The sequence below is a fragment of the Blastochloris sulfoviridis genome (assembly GCF_008630065.1).
Taxonomy (GTDB): Bacteria; Pseudomonadota; Alphaproteobacteria; order Rhizobiales; family Xanthobacteraceae; genus Blastochloris; species Blastochloris sulfoviridis.
In genome coordinates, this window is sequence record NZ_VWPL01000003.1 from 185,726 (window position 1) to 206,208 (window position 20,483).

The following is a 20,483-nucleotide window of genomic DNA, read 5'->3' on the forward strand; positions in this document are numbered from 1 at the left end:
GCCATCAAAGACGCGCCCCGCGTGACTTGGGCTGTCGGTTGTCGAGAGCTGGGCGAAATAGGCCGAAACCTTCAGGCGAAGGTGGCGCGCACGCATGGCCCTCCGGCCACACTTGGCCGCGAACCCAGCATTCCCTTCATGACGCCTTCCTATGGTTATTTCAAGGCCACATTCTCGCTGCTATGACGAGCCAGCCACCATGGTTTCCAAAGAGGCCACCGATGTCCCCGCTCCGCCCCACCCCCCTTTTCGTCACGCTTGCCGTCACGCTTGCGCTTGGCGCCTGCAATACGCTGGAGACGTCGAACGCGCCGTCCCCCTCCGGCGAGCCGGTCAATCCGGGCGCCAGGGTGGCGGCACTCGACATTCCCATGGGGCAGCCGTGCGGCGCCGAGCTTTCGTCCTACAAGGCGGTGATGGACAATGACCTGCGCATGGGTCACGTCAACAAGCCGGTCTACGACAGGGTGATCAACGAGCTGCGGCCGGCCGTCGCCGCCTGCCAGGCAGCGCGCAACTACGAGGCCATCGCGCTGGTGAACGCCACCAAGCGCCGCTACGGCTACCCGGTCTCCCAGGGCGACAGTGTGGTTCGCAGCCGCGATCCCGCCGGACGGTCCTGAGCGCGCCCCGCAAGCCCGCCGCATCCACCAAGTTCCCAAAGTTCCCCCAAGTTCCCCCAAGTTCCCCCAAGCATCGCGAAGACCCAAGCATTCCCAAGAACCCCGCATCTCCAAGAACCCTGCATCCCCAAGAACCCCCAGCCACGGACCAGACATCATGACGGGACGCCGCCTGACCCTGGCCGCGCTGCTCGGCGTTCTCCTCGCCGGATGCGGAACGGTCTTCAACCTGCCGATCAACCGGCCGATCGACTCCGAGTCGCCGACGCTGGATGCGGGCTCGCCGCCGAGAATGACCGGCGACGTCGCCGTGGCCCTGTCCTTCTCGGGCGGCGGCACGCGCGCCGCCGCCTTTGCCCATGGCGTGCTGACCGCCCTCGACACGATGCCCTCGCGCCAGGGCGGCAGCTATCTCGACCGGGTGGTGTTCATCTCGGGCGTGTCGGGCGGCTCGGTCGCCGCAGCCTATTTCGGCCTCAAGGGCCGCGCGGCGCTGGGCGACTTCCGCGAGCGCTTCCTGCTCCAGAACGCCGAAGAGAGTCTCGACACGAGGATCAACCTTGCCAACCTGGTGCGCGGCATCGAGGGCGGCGTCAACGACTCCTCGCGCCTGCCGGCCTGGCTCGACCGCCAGCTCTTCAACGGCGCCACCTTGGCCGACCTCCATGGGAAGAACCGGCCGCTGGTGTGGATCAACGCTTCCGACCTGTTCAACCGCACGCCGTTCCACTTCACGCCGTCGACCTTCGCCGCGCTGTGCAGCGACGTCACCTCCTATCCGGTGTCCCAGGCGGTGGCCGCGTCGGCCGCGGTGCCAGTCGCCTTTGCGCCGATCGTGCTCAAGACCTTCCCCGATTCCTGCCGCGCGCCGCTGCCGCCCTGGGTCGACCGGGTGCTGAAGAACCCGAATTCCGGCGGCCAGGCCCGCGCCTTCGCCCAGGCGCTGATCCGCTATCGCGATCCCGGCCAGATCCGCTACGTCAAGCTGGCCGATGGCGGGCTCGTCGACAATTTCGGCTTGGCCGGCCTCGTCATCGCCCGCGAGATCAGCGACCGTCCCTATTCACCCCTCAACGCCGAGCGCGCCGTCCAGCTGCGCCGCCTCGTGTTCATCGTCGTCAATGCCGGGCGCGGCCCGGCCGGCAACTGGGCGCTCTCGCCTGAGGGGCCCTCGGGCCGGGAACTGCTCGGCGCGGTCACCGACACCGCCATTGATGCGGCGGCGATCTCCTCGTTCGACGCTTTCCGCCTGACCATGAACCAATGGGAGACGTCGACCCGCAAATGGCGCTGCGGCCTGTCGGCCGCCGAGGCGAAGCGGCTCGGCGCCGGCCCCGGCTGGCGCTGCGACGACGTCTCGTTCGACCTCGCGGAGGTGTCGTTCGACCAGCTCGGCAAGCTCACCCCCACGCTCAATGCGGTGCCGACCCGCCTGCGGCTGGAGCCCGAGCAGGTCGAGCTGGTGGTGAATGCCGGCATCGAGGCCACCCGCGCCCACCCCGTGCTGCGCGGCAGCCTCCTCGGGCGCTAAAGCATTCTCCGCAAAAGTGGGAACCGGTTTTGCGACAGAGAATGCGACAACTCAGAGACTTGGAGCAGCCCCGGTTCAACCGGCTCGGCGGACGCTCCTGACGCTCACGCGGCAAGGCGCGATTCAAGAAAGGCGCGATTCAAGAAAGGCCCGCACGAAGGCCGGCGCCGCCGGCGGCAGATCGCCGATCCGGCGGACGGCGATGACATCTGCCAGCTCGGCGCCGGGATCGGCGGCAATGTACGCCCGCGCCCGCCCGAGCAGGGCCGCGCAGGTCTCATCGGCCAGGAAGGTGCGCATCAGCGCCACCCGCGGCCCGTCGAACACCACGGTCCAGCCGGGCTCGGCCACCAACGCCGCGGCCTCAAGCCCGGTCTCCTCCTTCAGCTCCCGCACCACCGAGCCGGCGAGATCGAGCCGGCCGCTCGTGACGTCGCCGGGATCGGGCGTGCCGGCCGGAAAATAGACGCTGCCGGCATTGGCGGTGTGGCCGCCCATCACCCCCAGCAGGAAGCCGCCGTCGGCGCCGCGCACCGCCGCCATGCCGAAGATGTTGCGGATGGCGGGATCGGGAAAGCCGGTGCCGAGCCACCATTGGAACGACGCGAAGTCGGTCTCGAAGGCATGGCCGGTCAGCCGGTCGCCCACCAGCTCGACGTCGCGGGCGACCAGCACCTTGCCGTTCCACAGCTTGGGACGGTCGCGCTTCAGCCGCGCGAAATGGGCGTCGATCTCGGCCCGCCGCGCGCGGGCCATCGGCCAATCCGCCACCACCACCGCGAACTCGGCGGCGGCGATGCGGCGAACGACCGGCGCGCTCACGGCTGCGGCCGCCCGACCGTGACGGCCTCGAACACCCGGCTTGGCGTCACGAACTCGTCCTGCGCCGCGACGGTGAGGATCTCGCGCGAGCCGGCCTCATGCGTGCGCTTGAGCAGGCCCCAGGTGGAGGAGGCCGCCCGCACCAGCGCCTCGCGCGCCGAGCCGGTGCGCTTCCAGTGCAGGAAGAACAGCGCGGCGATGGCGTCGCCCGCGCCATTGACCGACAGATCGAGCCGCGGCGTGCGCACCCGCCACGTGCCCAGGATGTCGGAGGCCAGCAGGTCGATGGCGTCGGCGGGCGTGTCCTCCGTGATCAGGCTGGTGACCAGGATCACCCTGGGGCCGAGCCGGTGGACGGCCTCCACCGCATCGAGCGCGGCAGCAAGCGTCGGCGTGGCCTGCCCGGCGAGGAACTCCAGCTCGAACTGGTTGGGCGTCACCACGTCGGCCGCCGGCACCGCGCGGTCGCGGATGAAGTCGGGAATGCCCGGCCGCACGAACACGCCGCGGCCGACATCGCCGATCACCGGGTCGCAGCAATAGTGCGCAGCCGGGTTGGCGGCGCGCACGCGCGCGGCGGCATCGAGGATCGCCTCGCCGATGTCGGCGCCGCCCATATAGCCCGACAGCACGCCGTCGCAGGCCGGCAGCACGCCGCGCGCCTCGATGCCGTCGATCACCTCGCGGATCATCGCGCCGTCGAACACCCGCCCGGTCCAGGCGCCATAGCCGGTGTGGTTGGAGAACTGCACGGTGTGGACCGGCCACACCTCGACGCCGAGCCGCTGCAGCGGAAAGACGGCCGAGGCGTTGCCGACGTGGCCGTAGGCAACGTGGGATTGGATGGACAGGAAATTCATGACGGACAGGGCGGCATGCGGGTCCGGACGGCCGGGCCTGCCTTCCTTCTTGCTTTCGTTATCCCGCGAGGGGACGGGGAGAGAGCGCATCTCCCGGCTGGCGGCCGGAACTTTAGGGGAGTTTGCCGCCCGCCGCTACCTCGCCCACCTCGACATAGACATTGCTGCCCAGCGCCTTGAACTTCTCCGACATCTCCGCCATGCCCGCGGCCACGGCGTCCGACGGCTGCGCCGCCGCAGACGCGCGGATCTCCTGGCTGATCTTCATCGAGCAGAATTTCGGCCCGCACATCGAGCAGAAGTGCGCGGTCTTGTGCGCCTCCTTGGGCAGCGTCTCGTCGTGGAAGGCGCGCGCGGTGTCGGTGTCGAGCGCGAGGTTGAACTGGTCGTGCCAGCGGAACTCGAAGCGCGCCCGTGAGATCGCGTCGTCCTGCGCCTGCGCGCCGGGGTGTCCCTTGGCGAGGTCGGCGGCATGCGCCGCGATCTTGTAGGTGATAACGCCGGTCTTCACGTCGTTGCGGTCGGGCAGGCCGAGGTGCTCTTTCGGCGTCACGTAGCACAGCATCGCCGTGCCGAACCAGCCGATCATCGCCGCGCCGATCGCAGACGTGATGTGGTCGTAGCCCGGCGCGATGTCAGTCACCAGCGGCCCCAGCGTATAGAACGGCGCCTCGCCGCACAGCTGAAGCTGCTTTTCGACATTGACCTTGATCTTGTGCATCGGCACGTGGCCGGGGCCCTCGATCATCACCTGCACGCCGTGCTCCCAGGCGATTTTCGTCAATTCGCCCAGCGTCTCAAGCTCGGCGAACTGGGCGCGGTCGTTGGCGTCGGCGATCGAGCCGGGGCGCAGGCCGTCGCCCAGCGAGAACGCCACGTCATAGGCGGCCAGGATCTCGCAGATGTCGGCAAAGCGGGTGTAGAGGAAGCTCTCGGTGTGGTGGGCAAGGCACCACTTGGCCATGATCGAGCCGCCGCGCGACACGATGCCGGTGACGCGGCCCGCGGTGAGCGGGATGTAGGCGAGGCGCACCCCGGCATGGACGGTGAAATAGTCGACGCCCTGCTCGCATTGCTCGATCAGGGTGTCGCGATAGACCTCCCAGGTGAGATCCTCGGCGATGCCGCCGACCTTCTCCAGCGCCTGGTAGAGCGGCACGGTGCCGATCGGCACCGGCGAATTGCGCACGATCCATTCGCGGATGTTGTGGATGTCGCGGCCCGTCGAGAGGTCCATCACCGTGTCGGCGCCCCAGCGGATCGCCCACACCAGCTTGTCGACCTCGTCGGCGACAGAGGACAGCACCGCCGAATTGCCGATATTGGCGTTGATCTTGGTGAGGAAGTTGCGGCCGATGATCGCCGGCTCGAGCTCGGCGTGATTGATGTTGGCGGGAATGATCGCTCTGCCCCGCGCGACCTCGTCGCGCACGAATTCCGGCGTCACAAGGTCCGGGATCGACGCGCCGAAATCCTCGCCGTCGCGCGCCTTTTCGGCTGCGACCGTGCGGCCGAGGTTCTCGCGGATGGCGACGTATTCCATCTCCGGCGTGACGATGCCGGCCCGCGCATAGGCGAGCTGGGTCGGCGTCTTTCCCGGCTTTGCGCGCAGCGGGCGATGCGTCACCGGGAACGCCGGCACCGCGCCGCCCTGGCCGAGCGGCGGGATGGCGCTTGCGACCTCCTCGACATCGTCGCGCGCCCGCACCCAGGCCGCGCGGTGACGCGGCAGGCCGGCCGCGATGTCGATCGAGGCCTCGGCGTCGGTATAGGGGCCCGAGGGATCGTAGACCCGCACGCTGGGCTCGCCTTCGACCTCAATGGCGCGGCCCGGGACCCGCAACTCGGGGAAGCGCCGGCCGGCATCATGGACCTTGCGCGAGCCCTTGAGCGGTCCCGTGGTGACGGCGAAGCCGGGCTTGTCGGGGGCGGGCTTGGTGTGAATGGTCATCTGAACGCCCTGTCGTTGTCGCGTTTCTCCCGCAGGACCGGCCTCCGCGCGTCGCGGACCGCGCGCCACCACCCTGAGGCGGAGCGCAGACGTCGGTACCGGGGACGAGTGAGAGGCGCGAAGCCCGCTGGCCCGCGACGTCCGCATCCCTCCGCCGGTACGAACCGGTTCAGGTTCAAAGGGTGGTCGGGCGCTCCCGATCTCAGCCCCGCGCGGGGCCCCCCTTCGGACGGGCCGACTGTGGGGAAAGGCCGGGCCGGCGTCAAGCCGGCAGGCGTGCGGCAAACACGTGCCGGCCGCCCGCCACCCCGGTCGCCAACGGCATCGAGCGGCCGTCAGCCGGCAAAACTCCAGATCGCGCCCTTGGTGACGACGAGGTCGACGCGCCGGTCCTTCAGCGCGCGCACGCACTCGGCGGGCGCGTTGATGATCGGCTCCTCGTGGACGTTGAACGAGGTGTTGATCAAGACCGGCAGGCCGGTCAGCTTCTCGTATTCGTCGAGGATGTCCCAATAGACGGCGTTCTGGCTGCGGCTGATCAGCTGCGGCCGGGCGGTGCCGTCGACATGGGTGATGGCCGGCACCCGGTCGCGCCAGCCCGGCTTCACGTCGCAGGTGGTGGTCATGAACTGCGCCGGGTAGACGAGGCTATCCGGCAGCTCGAACACCTCCTTGTAGCGCTCGATGCGCACCACCGGCGCGAACGGCATGAACTCGGTGCGGTCGAGCCGCTTGTTCAGCGTGTCGTTGATCGAGCGCTCGGTGGCGCGCGCCATGATCGAGCGGGCGCCCAGCGCGCGGGGGCCGTATTCCATGGCGCCCAGGAAGGTGCCGACGATGGCGCCGTCCGCAATGCGCCGCGCCGCCTCGGCGGCCGGGTCGCCGACATATTCGGCATAGGCGCCGGCGGCGCGAAAGGCGTCCTCGGCCTCGGCGTCGAAGTCGCGGCCATAATAGAGCGTGTCGAAGCGGTAGCGGTGGCCGAGCCAGCTTGGCAGCCCGTCGCGCTCAAGCAGGAACTCCAGCACGCCGCCGGCGGCGATGCCGGCATCCGACATCGCCGGATAGACGAACAGCTCCTGGAAGGGAAAGCGCTCGGCAAGCCGCTGGTTGAGCTTGACGTTGGCGAACACCCCACCGGCGAGACCCAGCGCCTTGGCCGGGTGATTTTTGAGGATGTTGCCCACCGCCTCCAGCACCACCTCCTCCAGCACGGTCTGCACCGAGGCGGCGACGTCCTCGCGCGGCGCGCTCTTGACCATCTCGTGGACGCGGCGGCGCAGATCCTTCAGGCGCATCCTGCCGTGCGTGCGGCCCAGCGCGTCGACGGTGTAGTTGGCGCGCAGTTCCGGCGCGAACACCGGCTTGCCCCAGGCGGCGAGCCCCAGCACCTTGCCCTCGTGGCGCAGCGGCTTGAAGCCCAGCGCCGCCGTCACCTCCAGATAGAGCTGGCCGATCGAGGAGCGCGCGCCCTCATAGCCGAGCAGCTTGAGGCCGTCGCGATCGTCGCCCCACAGCGCGGTGAGCTGGCCGTCTTTCAGCAGGCGGGCGGAGGCGTTGACGCGGTCGCCATAGCCGTCCGACGTATAGAGGAGGGCGTCATTCCAGTCGGTGTGGAACAGCGCGCCCAGCGCGTGGGCGTCGTGGTGGTTGTAGAAGTGGACGCGGGTGGAGGGCGCGAATCCGTGGTCGTCGAGCCACAGCGCGACGTCGAAGATGGCGTCGGGCGCGGCGCCGAGATGCAGCGCCATCTGGCGGAACAGGTCGAGCCGGCCCTCGCCGTCGGCCTTGGTCTTGGCCCACCACGCCCGGCGCTTGAAGTATTTCGGCGCGAACTCCGAGCGCGGCAGGGCGACGACGTCGACGTCCTCGCGCCTGAGGCCAGCAATGGCCAGGCATTCCTCGACCGCCTCGGCGGGGTAGCGGTAGCCGTCGCTCTTGATGCGGGTCAGCCGCTCCAGCGCCACCGCCGACACCATGCGGTAGTCGTCGAACAGCGCGGCCGAGGCGTCGTGGTTGGTGTGGATGCCGAGAATGATCATGAGGCCTTCCCTGACCCGGGCTGGATCGGCCGGCCGACGCTAGGCCGGTCGGCCGCGGCACCGCATGCCCGCGGCACCTGCCATGGCGCCGGGCCTTAGCGGTCACAGGCATCGTTGTCCACCGGCGGCGCGGCTCTGTCAGGGGATCTTCGCCGCCGGCGGCGGCCGAACGGGAGCGGGGCTTGCAAATCCCAGGTTTCGCGAGGCTGGTCGCGGAATCCCCGGTCGCCGCCGGGCTTGTCCCGGCGATCTCGATTATCCCGTCACCCCGATGCGACCGGCTTACGTCTACATCCTGGCCAGCAGGCCCGGCGGAGCCATTTACGTCGGAGTCACCAACGACCTGATCCGGCGCGTTTTCGAGCACCGCAGCGGCGCGGTCGATGGCTTCACCAAGCGCTACAACATCAAGCAACTGGTCTATTTCGAGCAGTTCGACAGCATCTATGACGCGATCCAGCGCGAGAAGAACATCAAGCACTGGCCGCGGGCGTGGAAGACGCGGCTGATCTATCAGCAAAATCCGACGTGGCGCGATCTCTTTCCGGAGCTTCTCTCGTGATCGGGATGGCCGGGACAAGCCCGGCCATGACCGCGGAGAGGGTGCGGCCAGCGCCGCACTCGTCGCCGCCTCTGCCTTCCTCATCGCTGCTGCGCTGATCGCCGCCCATGTCACAATCACCCCGGTCATCGCCGGGCTTGTCCCGGCGATCCCGACCGGATCGGACTACTCGGCGGCGTCCTTGGGCTTGGCCGGCTCGTCGGCTGCCGCGGCCTCGGCCTTCCGCTTGGCAGCCTCGCGGGCGGCGGCCATCTCGCGCCGCGCCTTGGCCGGGATGACGAGGTCGAACTCGGCGAGTTCCTCGTCGGTGGGCCACGTCATGTCGGGATCCCAGGCCCACGCCTGACGGATCTCCTCGTCGGTCATGGCGTCGAACCTCGCCCAGTCAATTGTCTTGGCGAGCCGCTCCGCCTCCTCCAATTGCTTTTTCGTAGGCACGGCGTTCGCTCCGATGGGCCATCCGAAGGGAAATGATCCGGCGCCGCTCGCCGTTCCAGGTCCACACGCAAAATAGCACGCGACCTTCGAACACCGCCATCGTTTCGAAGCGGGGCTCGTCAGGGGGCGATTTCAGTGAAACGGCATCGACCCGCTGCCGGCCATCAAACAGCGCTGCGGCAAGCGGAAACGGCAAACCACGATTTTCGCGGTTTGCCGCATCCTTGGTGTCATCCCATTCCAGGTCGTCGGTCTCACCCATTATCTCGCTCCAGCGAAGCGAGGCAACAATAGAGGCAGACCGTACAGTGGAGATGCGAGATGTCCACGCCATCCCCACAATTCACATTTGACTCAGTTCTTGCTCTTGTCCACCAGCGCCTTCTGCTTGATCCACGGCATCATGCCGCGAAGCTTTTCGCCGACCGCCTCGATCTGGTGGGCATCGTTGTTGCGGCGGATGGCCTTGAAGCGTGCGGCGCCCGCCTTGTATTCCTGCATCCATTCCGAGGTGAACTTGCCGGTCTGGATGTCGTTCAACACCTTCTTCATCTCGGCCTTGGTCTCGGACGTGATGATGCGCGGGCCGGAGACGTATTCGCCCCACTCTGCGGTGTTGGAGATCGAGTAGTTCATGTTGGCGATGCCACCCTCATAGATGAGGTCGACGATCAGCTTCACTTCATGCAGGCACTCGAAATAGGCCATCTCCGGCGCGTAGCCGGCCTCGACCAGGGTCTCGAAGCCGGCGCGGATCAGCTCGACCAGGCCGCCGCACAGCACCACCTGCTCGCCGAACAGGTCGGTCTCGCACTCCTCGCGGAAGTTGGTCTCGATGATGCCCGAGCGGCCGCCGCCGACGCCGGAGGCGTAGGACAGCGCGAGGTCGTGGGCGTTGCCGGAGGCATCGTGCGCCACCGCGATCAGGCACGGCACGCCGCCGCCCTTCTCGTACTCGCCGCGCACGGTGTGGCCGGGGCCCTTGGGGGCGATCATGATGACGTCGACGGTCTTCTTCGGCTCGATCAGGCCGAAATGCACGTTGAGTCCGTGGGCGAAGGCCAGCGCCGCGCCGTCGCGGATGTGGGGGGCGATCTCGCTCTTGTAGATCTCGGCCTGCAGCTCGTCCGGGGTGGCCATCATCATCAGGTCGGCCCAGGCGGCGGCGTCGGGCACCGACATCACCTTGAGGCCGTCGGCCTCGACCTTCTTGGCGGTGGAGGAGCCCGGCCGCAGCGCCACCGCGATCTCCTTCACGCCGGAATCGCGCAGGTTGAGCGCATGCGCGCGCCCCTGGCTGCCATAGCCGATGATGACGACCTTCTTGCCCTTGATCAGATTCAGGTCGGCATCGCGATCATAATATACGCGCATGGCGTTCGGTCCCCCCGGGGTTTCGAATGGGTCTGCGTTCTTGCATGTTTCGCAGGACCGGGCGCCGGTCCTGCGAAAGAAGATGCGCCAACACAAAAACTTAGAGCGTCCATCTGGATCGGCGGATGCTTTACCAGATGTCAGCAGGGCTGGCCAAGGCGGCGGATGCGGGCCTCACATGCTCTCCGAGCCGCGCGAGATCGCCGCGACGCCGGTCCGCGACACCTCGACGAGGCCGACCACGGTCATCAGCCGGATGAAGCGCTCGATCTCCTCGGTCGTACCGGTGAGCTCGAACACGAAGGACACCAGCGAGGCATCGAGCGTGCGCGCGCCGAACGCGGCGGCGAGCCGCAGCGCCTCGACGCGCTGCTCGCCCTTGCCGACCACCTTGACCAGGGCCATCTCGCGCTCGAGCGCCTCGTTGGTCAGCGTCAGGTCGACCACCCGATGCACCGGCACCAGCCGTTCGAGCTGGTTCTTGATCTGGTCGATGATCTGGGCGGTGCCGGCGGTGACGATGGTGATGCGCGAGATGTGCTTCTCGTGCTCGGTCTCGGACACCGTCAGGCTTTCGATATTGTAGCCGCGGCCGGAGAACAGGCCGGCGATGCGCGCCAGCACGCCCGGCTCGTTGTCGACCACCACCGCCAAGGTGTGGCGGCTGACCGGTTCGCTGCGCGTCTGGGCCGGGTAATGGGTCTGGTTCATGGCTGGAACTCGGCGTCAAGTCGATCGGGGCCGGCGGGGCGCCGGCGCGAAGAGGAAGGCGCGGGACCGGCCGCCACCGCATGTGGCCGCCGGCCGCGCCGCAAACGAAGGGATCAGACGAGCATCTTGCCCTTCTCGTCGATGACGCTGCCGATATCCTGGGCGGCATCGCCGAGAAGCATGTCGTTGTGGGCCTTGCCCGAGGGGATCATCGGGAAGCAGTTCTCCGCCGGATCGACGATGCAGTCGAACAGCACCGGGCCGTCATAATTGATCATGTCCAGGATCGCCGCATCGAGATCGGCCGGCTTGTCGCAGCGGATGCCGCGGGCGTGGTAGGCCTCGGCCAGCTTGACGAAATCCGGCAGCCCTTCCGAATAGGTCTCCGAATAGCGGCCGCCGTGCAGGAGCTCCTGCCACTGCCGCACCATGCCCATGTACTGGTTGTTCAGGATGAAGACCTTGACCGGCAGGTGATACTGCGCCGCCGTCGACATTTCCTGCATGGTCATCTGGATCGACGCCTCGCCCGCGACGTCGATCACCAGCGCGCCGGGATGGGCGAACTGCACGCCGAGCGCCGCCGGCAGGCCGTAGCCCATGGTGCCGAGGCCGCCCGAGGTCATCCAGCGGTTCGGCTCCTCGAACCTGAGGAACTGCGCCGCCCACATCTGGTGCTGGCCGACCTCGGTGGTGAAATAGACGTCCTTGCCGAGGGTCAACTCGTAGAGCCGCTGGATGGCGTATTGCGGCTTGATGATATCCTGCGAGGGCGTGAAGGCGAGGCAGTTGCGCTGGCGCCAGCCATCGATCTTGCCCCACCAGTCCTTGAGCGCCGCCTTGTCGGCGGTGGCGTTGGAGGTGCGCCACAGCCGCACCATGTCCTCCAGCACGTGGGCGCAGTCGCCGACGATGGCGAGATCGACCTTGACGTTCTTGTTGATCGAGGACGGATCGATGTCGATGTGGATCTTCTTCGACCCCGGCGAGAAGGCGTCGAGCCGGCCGGTGATGCGGTCGTCGAAGCGGGCGCCGATCGCGATCATCAGGTCGCAATCGTGCATGGCGAGGTTGGCCTCATAGGTGCCGTGCATGCCGAGCATGCCGAGCCACTGCCGATCCGAGGCGGGATAGGCGCCAAGCCCCATCAAGGTGGAGGTGATGGGAAAGCCGGTGGTGCGCACCAGCTCGCGCAGCAGCGCCGACGCCTCGGTGCCCGAATTGATGATGCCGCCGCCGGTGTAGAAGATCGGCCGCTTTGCCGTCTTCATCATGTCGAGCGCCGCCTTGATCTTGGACATCTCGCCCTTGATCTGCGGCCGGTAGGTCTTGTGCTGGTTGCTGGTCGGCCGCGAATAGGTGCCGGTGGCGAACTGCACGTCCTTGGGGATGTCGATGACCACCGGACCCGGCCGCCCGGCGCTGGCGACGTAGAACGCCTCGTGCAGGATGCGCGGCAGGTCGTTGATCGATTTGACCAGATAATTGTGCTTGGTGCAGTGGCGGGTGATGCCGACCGTGTCGCACTCCTGGAAGGCGTCCGAGCCGATCAGGTGCGTCGGCACCTGGCCGGTGAAGCACACCACCGGGATCGAATCCATCATGGCGTCGGCAAGCCCGGTCACCGCATTGGTGGAGCCGGGGCCCGAGGTCACCAGCACCGCGCCGACCTTGCCGGACGAGCGGGCATAGCCTTCGGCCGCATGCACCGCGGCCTGCTCGTGGCGCACCAGGACGTGCTTCACCTTGTCGGTGTGGAACAGCGCGTCATAGATCGGCAGCACGGCGCCGCCGGGATAGCCGAAGATGTGGGTAATGCCCTGGTCGATCAGGGCCTGGACGACCATCTCGGCTCCGGTCATCTCGCGAGTCATGGGTGTGCGTCCTTCGGATGTTTCCTGTGAAGCAGGGTGGCGGAGCCGGACGGTGTCCGGTCGGCGCCGGGTTCGTGATGGCCTCGCGGCAACAAAAAAGCCCCGCAAAGGGGGCCCGTGCGCCATCTGTCGGGTGACGGATTACATCCGTCCCGACGATGGCGCCTCACATACGATAAGGAAATTGCGCGACATGGGCCGCCCCTTGTTGAAAGTTGCGCGGACCCTAATGACCTTCCCAACCGCCGTCAAGCGGCTCGCCGCCTGCGGTCAACTACGCAGCAAGGATGGCATCCGACCCTGATCGCGCCGGCCCGTCACTGGCCGGTGTTCCGCGACCAGAGATTCGACAAAACGTCCCAGTTGACGACCATCGGCCGGTTGACGGCCTGAGCGTCCCTGCCGAGATTGACGTTGTCATGGACGTAGGCGGCCCCGATCGTGAGCGCCACGCCGAACATGAACCCGAACAGAAATCGCATGGTGCCGCTCCATTTTAAATTGCAACAACGGCCCTGCCCGCGGTTCGGTTCCAACTTTGCTCAGGTCGAGGCTTCCAGCACGGCCGCCGCCGCGGCCTCGGGCACCAGCGCCCGCCACCCTGGCATCTGGTGGCGGAACCAGGTGACCTGCCGCTTGGCATAGGCGCGGGTATCGGCCTTGCCGCGCTGGGCCGCCGCCTCCAGCGAAATTTCGCCCGTCAGATACGCGATCAGCCCCGGCACGCCGTGGGCGCGCATCGCCGGCAGCGCCGGATCGAGGTTGCGGGCCTTGAGGGCAGCGACCTCGGCCAGTGCCCCGGCGTCGAGCATGGCGTCGAACCGCGCATCGATCCGCGCCGTGAGCCAGGCCCGCTCGGGGGCGAGGAAGACCCCCAGCGTCGCGGCCGCATCGAGTTTCGGCCGGCGCGGCTCGTCCTGCCACGCGGCGAGCGGCCGGCCGGTCGCCGCCAGCACCTCCAGCGCCCGCAGCACCCGCTGCCGGTCGCCCGGGCTGAGCCGGGCCGCCGTCACAGGATCCCGCGCGGCGAGCCGGGCGTGCAGGTCGGCGCTGGCCTCACCCTCGGCCTCGGCGCGCACGGCGGCCCGCACCTCGTCCGGGACCGCGGGAATGTCGGACAGCCCTTGGGTCAGCGCCTTGAAATAGAGGCCGGTGCCGCCGACGACGACCGGCAGGCGCCCCGCCGCCTGCACCTCGGACAGCGCCGCCGTGACGTCCTCGACCCAGCGGCCGGCGGAATAGTTCACCGCCGCGTCGACATGGCCGTAGAGCAGGTGCGGCGCGCGGCCCATCTCCTCGGGCGAGGGCCGTGCGGTGAGAATCCGCAGGTCGCGATAGACCTGCATCGAATCGGCATTGATGACGGTGCCGCCCAGCCGTTCGGCCACGTCCAGCGCCACCGCCGACTTGCCGCTGGCGGTCGGACCTGCAATGAGCACCACACGCGGCCGCACGCGCCGTTCCCCGAATTGCCCGCCTCGATCAGACGACGGCGCGTGGTATCACGAGCCCGAACCGGAAGCATCGGCATGGCCCACGTTGCCACCTTGATCGCCAACCCCGCCGCCCCGGCCGTGGACGGGGCGCTGCTGGCCCGCGCCGCCGACGCTCTGCCCCATCCCGGCGGGCCGGCCTGGCTCGCGCCCGGCATCGCCGCCGACCTGCCGTTCCCGCGGCCCGACACCGGCCTTGCGGCCATCGCCGCGCGCCTGCGCGAGGCGGTCGGCCCGGCGCCGGTCGACATCTGCGTGCAGCCGGCGGCAAACCGCAAGAAGCCGCTGTTCGTCGCGGACATGGATTCGACCATGATCGGCCAGGAGTGCATCGACGAGCTCGCCGACCTCGTCGGCTGCAAGGACCGTGTCGCCGCCATCACCGAGCGGGCGATGCGCGGCGAGATCGCCTTCGAGCCGGCGCTGCGCGAACGGGTGGCGCTGCTGCGCGGCCTGCCGGTCGAAATGGTTGCGCGCGTGATCGAGGAGCGCATCACTTTGACGCCCGGCGGACCGGAACTGGTGGCCACCATGCGCGCCACCGGCGCCTACACCTGCCTGGTGTCGGGCGGCTTCACCCTGTTCACCGACCGCATCGCCGCGATGATCGGCTTCGACGAGACCCGCGCCAACCACCTCGACGTCGCGGATGGCCGGCTCACCGGCACCGTCGCCGAGCCGATCGTCGGGCGCGAGGCCAAGCTGGCGGCGCTGATCGAGCTGCGCGCCCGGCTCGGCCTCACGCCGGCCGACACGCTGGCGGTCGGCGACGGCGCCAACGACCTCGACATGCTGCACGAGGCGGGGCTCGGCGTCGCCTTCCACGCCAAGCCGAAGGTCGCGGCCTCCGCCGCGGTGCGGCTCGACCACGCCGACCTCACCGCCCTGCTCTACATCCAGGGCTTCCGGCGCGAGGAGTTCGCGCCGCACACCTGACCGGGTGTCCGGCCGATCGAGCCGGACACCCGTATCACGCGCCCTCGGCCGCCAGCGGCACCACCGACGTCTCCTTGAACGACGACAGCGCCAGCTCGGTGTGGGTCTGCTTGACGCCCGGCGTCGCCGCGAGGCCGGTCAGCAGCGTCTCCAGTGCCACGAGGCTTTCCGCCCGGATCTTCAGGAGATAGGACCAGGCGCCGGTGACATGGTGGCATTCCAGCACCGCGTCGTTGCCGCGGACCGCGCCGAGGAACGCCGCCTCGTCGTCGGCCCGGCCGACGGCGGTCAGCACCTGGGTGAAGGCCAGGATGGGCCGCCCCACCGCCCTGGGGTCGACGGCCGCCGACCAGTGCTGGATCGCACCGCTGGCATGCAGCTTCTTCAGCCGCTCATTGACCGCCGAAATCGACAACCCCACCGCCGCGCCGATCTCGGCATAGGAATCGCGGCCGCTCTTTTGAACATAGGCCAGGATCTTGCGGTCGATCGCATCCATGCTGCCCCCCCCGCGTTCCAACCGGCTCGTGCCGATCCACGCGCGAGTAGACAAATTCAGCGGAGGCGTGCATTCAAGAGCAAAGTGCGGGTGCTGGCCGAAACAAGCAAAAAAAGCGGCCGTGTAACCGAAAACTGCCTGTAAACGCTGCGGAACCTGACCTTACGCAATCCGGACCGCGCCGGCCCTCTCCTGCCATCACTCAGCGGACGGCGACGACGACGAAGCGCGGCTCTCCCTCGGCATTGGCGACCAGCAGCAGAACGGACTTGCGCCCGTCCTTCTTGACCGCGTCGAGCCGGCGCTGAACGTCGGCCAGGGCGGATACGGGCTGCTGCTCCACCTCGACCAGCACCTGGCCGGCCTGGATGCCCTTCTCGGAGGCCGAGGAGTCGCGGTCGACCGCGGTGATCACCACGCCCTTGACCGACTCCTTGATCCGGAAACGCTTGCGCAGCTCGTCGGTGAGCGGCGCCAGATCGAGGCCGAGCAGCCGGCCGGGCCGGTCCGCCGCCGGCTGCTGCTGGGGCGCGGGCTTGGCGGACGACGCCTGCTTCTCCGCCTCGTCCAGCCGCTCGACCGTCACCTTGGCGGCCTGCTCCTTGCCGTTGCGCAGGAAGACGATGTCGACCGCCTTGCCGATGGGGGTTGCGGCCACCACCCGCGGCAGGTCGCGCATCTCCTTCACATCGTGGCCGTCGAACTTGACGATGACATCGCCGGACTTGAGGCCGGCCTTTTCCGCCGGCCCGCCATCGGTCAGCCCGGCGACGAGCGCGCCATTGGACTTGGACAGACCGAGGCGCTCGGCAATCTCGTCGCTGACCTGCTGGATGCGCACGCCGATCCAGCCGCGCCGCGTCTCGCCGAAATTGCGGAGCTGATCGATCACCGGGGCGGCGGTGGCGGCCGGCACCGCAAAGCCGATGCCGATCGAGCCGCCCGACGGCGAGATGATCGCCGTGTTGATGCCGATCACCTCGCCCTTGAGGCTGAACAGCGGCCCGCCGGAATTGCCGCGGTTGATGGCCGCGTCCGTCTGGATGAAATTGTCATAGGGCCCGGAGCTGATATCGCGGTTGCGGGCCGAGACGATGCCCAGCGTGACCGTGCCGCCGAGGCCGAACGGGTTGCCGATGGCGATGACCCATTCGCCGAGCCGCAGCTTGTCGGAGTCGCCGAGCTTCACCGCCTTCAGCGGCTTTTCCGGCTTCACCCTCAGCACCGCGAGGTCGATCTTGTTGTCGCGGCCGACCAGCTCGGCCTTGAGCCGGGTGGAATCGTTCAGCGTCACGAAGATCTCGTCCGCGCCCTCGACGACATGGTTGTTGGTGACGATGATGCCGCTGGGATCGACCACGAAGCCGGAGCCGAGCGAGGTCTGGCGGCGCTGGCGGTGCGGATCGAAGCCGTTGCCGCCGCCATTGCCCCCGTGCTTCTTGAAGAACTCCTCGAAGAATTCCTCGAACGGCGAGCCGGGCGGCAATTGGGGAATCGGCCCCTGCTTGGCTTCGACGCGGGCGGTGGTGGAGATGTAGACCACCGCATCGATCACCTTGTCGACGACGTCGGCGACGTCGGGAAGCTCGCGGCTTGCCATCTGCTGCGCATGGGCGCCCGGCAGCGGCGGCACGACGGCCAGAGCCAGCGCGGCTGCCAGCCCGAGACGCACGACGGTCAAAGCACGGGCTTGAGAGAGCATGGCCCCGGAACTCCTTGTTTCGAATCGAACAGACGCTCGCGCGAACGCCGCTGCCACGCAAGCCCTCCGGATGCCGAGGACCACCGATACCACAGACCGCGGCTCGCCGCCGCGAGCCGTTGCGGACGGCCTCAGCCCCGCACCATCCAGATCAGCACCACGCCCGCGATCGCCGCCACAAGACCCCCGACCCGGAGCACCGGATCGGGGGTCTGCAGGATGCTGACGACCGCCCGCCGCGCCAAGTCCGGAGCGGCGGCATAGAGCAGCCCCTCCATGGCCAGCAGAAGCCCGAACGCGACGATGAAGTCCGCCATGGTCTTGGGACGTCCCGCCTCAGGGCTTTCCTGTCTCCGGCTTCCGGTTTCCGCCAGGATCGCCGAAGTACCGGAAGAAGGCCGAATCCGGGGCCAGGATCATGCGCGTCTCGCCGGGCTTGAAGCCCGCCTCATAGGCCTGCATCGACCGGTAGAAGGCGAAGAAGTCCAGGTCGCGGCCGAAGGCCTCGGCGAAGATGCGGTTGCGTTCGGCATCGCCTTCGCCTCGCACCTGCTCGCCCTTGGCGTTGGCTTCGCCGATCAGCACCGTGACGTCGCGGTCGGCCCGCGCGGTGATGCGCTGGGACTGCTCGCGGCCCTGGGCCCGGATCTCGTTGGCCTCGCGCTGGCGCTCGGTCTTCATCCGCTCGAACACCGCCTGGCTGTTGGCGTCCGGCAGATCGGCACGGCGGATGCGCACGTCGACGATCTCCACGCCCAGGTTCTGCGCCTCGGGCGTCACCTGCTGTCGGATGCGCGACATCAGGCCGGCGCGGTCGTCGCGCACCAGTTGCATGAAGGTGGCCTCGCCCAGCACGCGGCGCACCGCGGAATTGAGAAGCACCGACAGGCGCGAATTGGCGCCCTGGACGGTGCCCACCGTCTGGAAGAAGCGCAGCGCGTTCGAGATGCGGTAGCGGGCGAAGGCATCCACCACCAGCCGCTTCTGGTCCGAGGCGATCACTTCCTGCGGCTGGGCATCCAGATCCAGCACGCGATTGTCGAAGAAGGTCACGCTGTCGACGAACGGCATCTTGAAGGCGAGGCCGGGTTGCTGGATCACCCGCACCGGTTCGCCCAGGCGGAGCACCAGGGCCTGCTGCGTCTGGTGCACGATGAACGCCGACGAATAGCCGAGGATCACCACCGCCGCCAGCACCACCAAGGCGATGCCGCTGAGAATGCCCCCCTTCATCGCGAACCTCCCTGCGGCTGGGCGCTGCGCCGCTGCAGGGCATCGAGCGGCAGGAAGGGCACGACGCCCTGCGACTGGCCGCCGCGCTGGTCGATGATCACCTTGTCCATGCCGCCGAACACACGCTCCATGGTTTCGAGATAGATGCGCTGGCGCGTCACTTCGGGCGCCTTGCGGTATTCGTCGAAGATCTGGGTGAAGCGGCTGGCCGCGCCGCGCGCTTCGGCCACGGTCCGCTCGCGGTAGCCTTCGGCCGACTGGATCACCCGGGCCGCGTCGCCGCGCGCCTCCGGCACCACCCGGTTGGCGTAGCTCTGCGCCTCGTTCTGCAGACGCTCGGCGTCGGCTCGCGCCGCCTGGACGTCGCGGAAGGCGTCGATCACCTGGCTCGGCGGATCGACCTTCTGCATCTGCACCTGACGGATCATGACGCCCGCGCCATAGTCGTCGAGCGTCTTCTGCATCAGCTCCTGCACGCCCGCCTCGATCGCCTGGCGGGCCCCGGTGAGGATCGGCTGGATGTCGCGCCGGCCGACCACCTCGCGCATGGCGCTCTCGGCCACCGCCTTGATGGTGCCTTCCTGGTTCTGGATGTTGAACAGGAAGTCGCCGGCCTTGGCGATCTGCCAGAACACGGTGAAATCGATGTCGACGATGTTCTCGTCGCCGGTCAGCATCAGGCTTTCTTCGGGCACGTCGCGGGTGATCGTGTTGCGGCGGGCATCGTCGAACTGCCGCATGCCGATATCGATGCGGTTGACCGTGGTGACCTTCGGCGTCAGCGCCGTCTCGATCGGCCAGGGCCAGTGGTAGTTCAGACCGGCGTCGGTCGAATAGACGTACTTGCCGAAGCGCAGCACCACGCCTTGCTCGTCGGGCTCGACCCGGTAGAAGCCTGTCGCCAACCACAGCAGAACCAGCGCCAGACCGCCCAGCGCCAAGCCGCGCCCGCCGAGCGAGCCGCCCGGTGGCAGCACGCTGCGCAAACGGTCCTGTCCCTTGCGGATGAGGTCTTCGAGATCGGGGGGCGTGGATCCGCTGGGTTGGGGGCCACTGCCCCAGGGGCCGCGCGGCCCCTGTCCCCACGGCCCGCCGCCGCCGCTCTGGTTGCTCCAGGGCATTGAGTGTTCCTTCCTGTCACCGCATCTCGTGACCGACGCCGGTCGCGACGCGGTCTTGGGACGCGATCTTGGCCGACATCGGTCTTGTCCAAGATATCGCTCTTGGCCGGGATATAGGAAGGAGGCAAGCCCTTTCAACGGACCCCGGCAAAAGTTCGGCGCAGCACGTGAGAGGAAGGTTGTCGCCCCCGGTCCTTCCGAAACAGCGCCAGCCTGGCCCACAATCGAATTGAAAAAAGCAGAAAACAACACCGCCGGAGACCGGGCCAAACCACCGGTTCATGGCACAGATAGTCTTGAAATATCTGCTCTCGCGCCCACGTCCGGCTGGAACACCCACCGTGCCACGCAAGCGCGGCGCCGGTGCGCAACGGCGAATCCCGGGCGCGCCGGCACGCTCGGGCGCGACCGTGACGGGGAAGGCCGAAAATTGGCTGGGGCGGGACATGCTGCCGGCTTGGGCCGGCAGATCACTGGCGCCGCAGGCGCTCAGCGCGGGCGATTGCGGTAGTAGTCGAGCACGAACAGCCGGATGGCCGAAGACAGGTTGCCGTGGTTGCGGCCACCATCAATGGAGGCGACCAGCTCGGACAGCGTCGTTCTGCGCAGCGAGGCGATCTCCTTCAGCGCATCCCAGAAGGCATCTTCCAGGCTTACGCTGGTCTTGTGGCCCGCGATCACGATCGATCGCTTGACGACCGGACTCTTCAT

At 68.2% G+C, this 20,483-nt stretch carries 21 protein-coding genes and 1 riboswitch; of the genes, 4 read left to right on the top strand and 17 right to left on the bottom strand.

The annotated features are described in order from the left end of the window. The first annotated feature begins 221 nt into the window (after nucleotides 1-221). Together F1193_RS02855 and F1193_RS02860 are read left to right on the top strand one after the other, a co-directional pair. Complete coding sequence (locus F1193_RS02855; protein ID WP_150096161.1) at nucleotides 222-623, top strand: hypothetical protein; 402 nt, start codon at nucleotides 222-224, stop codon at nucleotides 621-623. Between the two features lie 157 nt (nucleotides 624-780). After that, nucleotides 781-2,154: a patatin-like phospholipase family protein gene (locus F1193_RS02860; RefSeq protein ID WP_150096162.1), complete on the top strand. Its 1,374-nt coding sequence runs from the start codon at nucleotides 781-783 to the stop codon at nucleotides 2,152-2,154. Between the two features lie 123 nt (nucleotides 2,155-2,277). On the opposite strand, the gene F1193_RS02865 is transcribed toward F1193_RS02860, so the two are convergent. The 4 genes from F1193_RS02865 to F1193_RS02880 all read right to left on the bottom strand — a co-directional run bounded on the left by F1193_RS02865 (nucleotide 2,278) and on the right by F1193_RS02880 (nucleotide 7,829). Next, nucleotides 2,278-2,976 carry an NUDIX hydrolase gene (locus F1193_RS02865; protein ID WP_150096163.1) on the bottom strand — a complete coding sequence of 233 codons (699 nt, stop codon included), beginning with the start codon at nucleotides 2,974-2,976 and terminating at the stop codon, nucleotides 2,278-2,280. Then, entirely contained in the window at nucleotides 2,973-3,836 is an 864-nt protein-coding gene (gene pdxY, locus F1193_RS02870) for a pyridoxal kinase PdxY (protein WP_150096164.1), read from the bottom strand. Before pdxY ends, F1193_RS02865 begins: the two co-directional genes overlap by 4 nt. Nucleotides 3,837-3,948: 112 nt before the next feature. Further along, nucleotides 3,949-5,787 (bottom strand): phosphomethylpyrimidine synthase ThiC, encoded by a 1,839-nt coding sequence (gene thiC, locus F1193_RS02875; RefSeq protein WP_150096165.1) that lies wholly within the window; start codon nucleotides 5,785-5,787, stop codon nucleotides 3,949-3,951. Between the two features lie 128 nt (nucleotides 5,788-5,915). After that, nucleotides 5,916-6,022: riboswitch (TPP riboswitch) on the bottom strand. Between the two features lie 100 nt (nucleotides 6,023-6,122). Then, nucleotides 6,123-7,829 carry a carbamoyltransferase C-terminal domain-containing protein gene (locus F1193_RS02880; RefSeq protein WP_150096166.1) on the bottom strand — a complete coding sequence of 569 codons (1,707 nt, stop codon included), beginning with the start codon at nucleotides 7,827-7,829 and terminating at the stop codon, nucleotides 6,123-6,125. 271 nt (nucleotides 7,830-8,100) lie between these two features. On the opposite strand from F1193_RS02880, the gene F1193_RS02885 reads away from it, so the two are divergent. Beyond that, on the top strand, nucleotides 8,101-8,391 hold the full coding sequence (locus tag F1193_RS02885; protein WP_150096167.1) for a GIY-YIG nuclease family protein: 291 nt from the start codon (nucleotides 8,101-8,103) through the stop codon (nucleotides 8,389-8,391). A 165-nt stretch (nucleotides 8,392-8,556) separates the two neighbouring features. On the opposite strand, the gene F1193_RS02890 is transcribed toward F1193_RS02885, so the two are convergent. The 7 genes from F1193_RS02890 to miaA form a co-directional block, all read right to left on the bottom strand. Beyond that, nucleotides 8,557-8,829 (bottom strand): hypothetical protein, encoded by a 273-nt coding sequence (locus tag F1193_RS02890; RefSeq protein WP_246164085.1) that lies wholly within the window; start codon nucleotides 8,827-8,829, stop codon nucleotides 8,557-8,559. After that, on the bottom strand, nucleotides 8,777-9,091 hold the full coding sequence (locus F1193_RS02895; RefSeq protein ID WP_150096168.1) for a BrnT family toxin: 315 nt from the start codon (nucleotides 9,089-9,091) through the stop codon (nucleotides 8,777-8,779). Before F1193_RS02895 ends, F1193_RS02890 begins: the two co-directional genes overlap by 53 nt. Before the next feature lie 92 nt (nucleotides 9,092-9,183). After that, complete coding sequence (gene ilvC, locus F1193_RS02900; RefSeq protein WP_150096169.1) at nucleotides 9,184-10,203, bottom strand: ketol-acid reductoisomerase; 1,020 nt, start codon at nucleotides 10,201-10,203, stop codon at nucleotides 9,184-9,186. A 174-nt stretch (nucleotides 10,204-10,377) separates the two neighbouring features. Continuing rightward, nucleotides 10,378-10,914, bottom strand: a complete 537-nt coding sequence (gene ilvN, locus F1193_RS02905; RefSeq protein WP_150096170.1) for an acetolactate synthase small subunit — start codon at nucleotides 10,912-10,914, stop codon at nucleotides 10,378-10,380. Nucleotides 10,915-11,027: 113 nt separating this feature from the next. Then, nucleotides 11,028-12,788 (bottom strand): acetolactate synthase 3 large subunit, encoded by a 1,761-nt coding sequence (locus F1193_RS02910; protein WP_150096171.1) that lies wholly within the window; start codon nucleotides 12,786-12,788, stop codon nucleotides 11,028-11,030. A gap of 317 nt (nucleotides 12,789-13,105) precedes the next feature. Next, the gene (locus F1193_RS17005) at nucleotides 13,106-13,270 is read right to left on the bottom strand and encodes a hypothetical protein (protein ID WP_170263295.1); all 165 of its coding nucleotides are present in this window, start codon (nucleotides 13,268-13,270) and stop codon (nucleotides 13,106-13,108) included. A gap of 60 nt (nucleotides 13,271-13,330) precedes the next feature. Next, nucleotides 13,331-14,242 carry a tRNA (adenosine(37)-N6)-dimethylallyltransferase MiaA gene (gene miaA, locus F1193_RS02915; RefSeq protein ID WP_150096172.1) on the bottom strand — a complete coding sequence of 304 codons (912 nt, stop codon included), beginning with the start codon at nucleotides 14,240-14,242 and terminating at the stop codon, nucleotides 13,331-13,333. 75 nt (nucleotides 14,243-14,317) lie between these two features. On the opposite strand from miaA, the gene serB reads away from it, so the two are divergent. After that, nucleotides 14,318-15,217, top strand: coding sequence for a phosphoserine phosphatase SerB (gene serB, locus F1193_RS02920; protein WP_150096173.1), 900 nt, complete (start codon nucleotides 14,318-14,320; stop codon nucleotides 15,215-15,217). A gap of 34 nt (nucleotides 15,218-15,251) precedes the next feature. Here the strand turns inward: serB and F1193_RS02925 are convergent, their stop codons facing one another. The 6 genes from F1193_RS02925 to F1193_RS02950 all read right to left on the bottom strand — a co-directional run bounded on the left by F1193_RS02925 (nucleotide 15,252) and on the right by F1193_RS02950 (nucleotide 20,483). Then, on the bottom strand, nucleotides 15,252-15,716 hold the full coding sequence (locus F1193_RS02925) for an Lrp/AsnC family transcriptional regulator (protein ID WP_150096174.1): 465 nt from the start codon (nucleotides 15,714-15,716) through the stop codon (nucleotides 15,252-15,254). A gap of 202 nt (nucleotides 15,717-15,918) precedes the next feature. Next, the gene (locus F1193_RS02930) at nucleotides 15,919-17,418 is read right to left on the bottom strand and encodes a Do family serine endopeptidase (protein ID WP_150096175.1); all 1,500 of its coding nucleotides are present in this window, start codon (nucleotides 17,416-17,418) and stop codon (nucleotides 15,919-15,921) included. A gap of 131 nt (nucleotides 17,419-17,549) precedes the next feature. Beyond that, entirely contained in the window at nucleotides 17,550-17,735 is a 186-nt protein-coding gene (locus F1193_RS02935) for a DUF2065 domain-containing protein (RefSeq protein ID WP_150096176.1), read from the bottom strand. A gap of 19 nt (nucleotides 17,736-17,754) precedes the next feature. Next, nucleotides 17,755-18,651 (bottom strand): protease modulator HflC, encoded by an 897-nt coding sequence (gene hflC / locus F1193_RS02940; protein WP_150096177.1) that lies wholly within the window; start codon nucleotides 18,649-18,651, stop codon nucleotides 17,755-17,757. After that, on the bottom strand, nucleotides 18,648-19,772 hold the full coding sequence (gene hflK / locus F1193_RS02945) for an FtsH protease activity modulator HflK (protein ID WP_150096178.1): 1,125 nt from the start codon (nucleotides 19,770-19,772) through the stop codon (nucleotides 18,648-18,650). The genes hflC and hflK overlap by 4 nt, the downstream gene beginning before the upstream one ends. A 489-nt stretch (nucleotides 19,773-20,261) precedes the next feature. Beyond that, nucleotides 20,262-20,483 carry a ribbon-helix-helix domain-containing protein gene (locus tag F1193_RS02950; protein WP_126396552.1) on the bottom strand — a complete coding sequence of 74 codons (222 nt, stop codon included), beginning with the start codon at nucleotides 20,481-20,483 and terminating at the stop codon, nucleotides 20,262-20,264.